Consider the following 3,927-nt stretch of genomic DNA (forward strand, 5'->3'; position numbering starts at 1 on the left):
CCGGCAACACCGCGGGTCTGCGCGAGGAGATCTACGCCTACGGATTCCGCAATCCGTACCGGCTGAGCATCGACTCCGACCTCTCGGGCCAGCGGATATGGGTCGCCGATGTGGGTCAGGACGCCCGCGAGGAGATCGACGTGGTCACCGCCGGCGGCAACTACGGCTGGGACTGCCGCGAGGGCAGCCTCACCGTCGACGCCAGCCTGCGTTCCAGCGCCTGCGACAGTCTCACGGACAGCGACTTCACCGCTCCGCTCACGGAGTACGGCCACGACCTCGGCGAGTCCGTTACCGGCGGCTACGTCTACCGCGGCACGCGCCTGGCGGCGCTCACCGGGCGATACGTGTTCGGTGACTTCATCAGCGGTCGCATCTGGGCCTACGACCGCGGCAGCGACGAGCGCGAGCTGCTCGTCGACACGGGGCTTTCCATTTCCACGTTCGGTACCGACGATGCCGGTAATCTCTACATCGGCGACTACGGCAGCGGCGCGCTCTACCGGCTCAGTCCGTAGCCGTCTCGCGGTCGCTACCTTCCGGCGCACCGCCGAGGGTATCGCGGAAGAAGGCGGTCATGTCGGCGAGTGCGGCGGTATCGTCGCGGAACCACCAGCCCAGGGACAGCAGCATGTCCACGTGGTCCGCTCCTGCATAGCGGCGGACCACCACCCGCCGTCCCTGTGCCCGCGCCCGCTCCGCCAGCGCGGTGGTGTTTCGCGGTTTCACCGTGGTGTCCGCGGTTCCCGTGGCAAGGAACAACGGCGGCCCCCGGGAGCCCACGACCGCCACCGGCTGGGTCGCCTGCAAATCCGCCACGCCGGCGAACGCCCGCCGGGTGGCGCGCACGTCCAGCGGGAGGAAGTCGTACGGGCCGGAGAGCCCGGCCACCGCCGCCACCGGCAGCCCCTCTGCGCCGTCCGCACCGGTATAGCGCGGCGCAACCCCCAGCATCACGGCGTTGTAGGCCCCGGCCGAATGGCCGGCCACGCCGATGCGTGCCGGGTCTCCGCCGTAGCGGGCGATGTGATCATGGGTCCAGCGCACCGCCGCCGCGACGTCCTCCACGAACGCGGGGTAACGCACCGACGGCACCAGCCGGTAGTCCGGGATCACGGTCACGAAGCCGCGGGCCGCCAGCGCGTGGCCGACAAAGCCGTAGTCCTGGCGGCGCCCGCTGTCCCAGGAGCCGCCGTAGATGAACACAATCACCGGCGCGCCGGCCACGGGCGCCCGCGGGGCATAGACATCCAGGCGCTGACGCGGCCACGTCCCGTACGAGGCATCCCGGGCAACGCGCCGGGCGCCATCGTCCCGGGGCATCACCGAGTCCAGCGCACCGAGCCGCGTACAGCCGGCGGCGAGCGCCACGAGCACCGCGATCGCCGGCGCCCGCCACATCGTCTTCAGGAAGGACATCGTCACCCCGAATCCCTATACTTGGCCGAATCCGGACGCTAACAGGGAAACGGGGGCGCCGCGAGCGTGCCCGGGCAGTCACCGAGAATGAGCACCGATAACGCGGGCCCCGGAGAATCAGGCACCATGCCGCGACAGCCGCAGCCGCCGGCGGGCGGTTTCACCGCCGAGGACATCGGCCGTTACGACCATGTCACCCGCCTGCCAAGCCGGGTCCAGTGCCTGGAGCAGCTTGCCGCCGACCTCGACGGAATCGCGTACAGCGGCCGGCCGCGTACGCTGGTACTGGTCACACTGGCGGAGGCACAGCATTTCAACCGCATCCTGCGTGCACTCGGCCATGCCTTCTCCGAGGACTTCATCCGCGCCGGGGCCCAGCGCGTCATCGAGTGCCTGGATGCAGGCGTGACGGTCTACAACGTCAGCGTGCTGAGCTTCGCGTTCGTCGTCGACAACGACGGCAGATACCCCCCGGAGCACACCGCGAGGAGCATCGCCACCCACTTCACCGACCCCGTCATGGTTCAGGACATCCCCATCCAGACCGCCGCGGGAGTCGGGCTGGTGGCACTGGACGCCGGCTTCACCGCACCCGCCGAGGCACTGCGTGCCGCGCTCACCGCCGCACAGGACAGCCGCAGTTCCCACCATCCGTTCGCGTACTACAACCCGGGCTCGGACGCCGCCCAGCGCCGTGCCTTCCAGCTGCTGACCGACCTGCCGGAGGCGCTGGAGGCCGACGACCAGTTCACCCTGCACTTCCAGCCCCGGGTGTCGTTCGCGGACCGCCTCAGCCACAGCGTGGAAGCGCTGATCCGGTGGCAGCATCCCAGGCTCGGATGGATCTCGCCCGCGGAGTTCATCCCCCTGGTGGAGACCACCGCCCTCATCCGGCCACTGACGGCTCTGGTGCTGGAAACGGCGATCCGCCGGCTCAGCCGATGGCAGGACGCGGGACGCGATCTGGGCATATCCGTGAACGTCTCGCCACGGAACCTGGCGGAGCCCGAGTTTCTGGGGCGGCTGCGCGGATGGCTCGACCGCTACGGCGTGGACCCGCGGCGCCTGGAGCTGGAGTTCACGGAGGGGGCGGTCTCTCCGGACAACGCGCGGACGCTGGAGACCCTGCGGCAGGTCCGCACCCTGGGCATGACCGTGGCCATCGACGACTTCGGCAGCGGCTACAGCAATATGGCCTACCTGACCCGCATTCCGGCGGACGTGGTCAAGATCGACAAGTCCTTCGTGCTCGACCTGGACAGGGGCGAGCAGGCGCGTTTCCTTGTCACCGAGATCACCAACCTCGCCCACGGGCTGGATTTCGACGTCGTCGCCGAGGGCATAGAGACCGCGAATGCGTACACCTTCCTGGACGGTATCGGCTGCGACCAGGGTCAGGGCTTCCACCTCGCCCGGCCGATGCCGGACGACCAGCTCGACGCGTGGCTGGTGCGCTGACCCCGTGCCATACACCACCCAATATCGCCCGTCCCCTCGTCCGCGTGTCGCCGCGCTCGCCATCCTGCTCGCCCTCGGCGTCATCGCCGGGGGTCGGGCCACCGCGGGTGCCGATGCCATCGACACGAACCGGCAGTGGGAGGCGCTGCCGGCCCCCGGGGACGACGGCGGCCGTACCACCCTGGCCGCCGCCGCGCAGGCCCTCCGGGACCTGCCGGTGACCCTGGCCGGGGTGCGCCTGGACGGCACCACGCTGAACGCGCTCGCCGCCACCCCGGCCGACGAGCCGCTGCTGCGCGCCGTGCGCGAACGGCTCGGCCGGCCGGTGGACCTCACCGACCTGCTCTACTTTCTCGACGACGTCGCCGCCGCGCGCGGGCGGCTGGACAGCGTGGACGTGCACTCCGGCCGGGCCCGGCGCGCGGGCATCCTGCTGCACCCCGACGGGGTCTTCGGCGACACGCCCCGGCGCTACGGGGGCCGGCGGCTGGAGATCCGCCCACCGCCCAACCCGCCGGATCTCGAGCCCGCCCCGGACGGCGCACCACCGGGGCCGCGCTGGACGGCACGCTATCCGAACCCCGCCGACGAGGCCGCCCGGCTGCAGGCCCTGGTGGACGCCGGCGCCGCGGGCTTCGCATCACGCCTGCGCTCGCTGATGGCGCAGTGCCGGGACCAGGGCGCGGAGGCGTATCTCTACTCGACGGTGCGCCGGCGCGAACGCGGCTACCTGATGTACGGCGCCTTCATCCTGGCACGGGCAAGGGGTCCCGAGGCGGTGGCACGGCGGGCCGCCGAGCTGGAGCGGCTCAATGCCGGGTGGGGGCTGGACATCCCGATCCGCTGGCAAACCGACGACGGCTGGCGGGCCACAAAGGAGGCGGCCCGGCGTATGGCCGAGGCCTACAACGTGGTCTATGCCACGCGCAGCGGGGCCCGTCATTCCAATCACTACGACGGCGACGCCGCGGACCTGGTCGTCGTCGACCTGCCCCGCCGGCTCACCCTCGCCGCCCCGGACGGTGCCCGGCGGACGTTCGACCTCTCAGC

4 protein-coding genes are annotated in these 3,927 nt (G+C 71.3%); 3 read left to right on the plus strand and 1 reads right to left on the minus strand.

Annotated elements, in window-relative coordinates:
- Positions 1-518 (plus strand): sorbosone dehydrogenase family protein (locus G7A99_RS16575; protein WP_163142177.1); only part of this gene is annotated, 518 nt, incomplete at its 5' end.
- Here the strand turns inward: G7A99_RS16575 and G7A99_RS16580 are convergent.
- Positions 508-1,419 carry an alpha/beta hydrolase gene (locus G7A99_RS16580; protein WP_205599886.1) on the minus strand — a complete coding sequence of 304 codons (912 nt, stop codon included), beginning with the start codon at positions 1,417-1,419 and terminating at the stop codon, positions 508-510. The two genes, G7A99_RS16575 and G7A99_RS16580, sit on opposite strands and share 11 nt — an antisense overlap.
- 126 nt (positions 1,420-1,545) lie before the next feature.
- On the opposite strand from G7A99_RS16580, the gene G7A99_RS16585 reads away from it, so the two are divergent.
- Positions 1,546-2,877 carry a bifunctional diguanylate cyclase/phosphodiesterase gene (locus G7A99_RS16585; protein WP_163142180.1) on the plus strand — a complete coding sequence of 444 codons (1,332 nt, stop codon included), beginning with the start codon at positions 1,546-1,548 and terminating at the stop codon, positions 2,875-2,877.
- Between the two features lie 4 nt (positions 2,878-2,881).
- The coding region (locus G7A99_RS16590) for a hypothetical protein (RefSeq protein WP_163142183.1) at positions 2,882-3,927 on the plus strand (1,046 nt) is incomplete at its 3' end.

The sequence above is a fragment of the Arhodomonas sp. KWT genome (assembly GCF_010993615.1).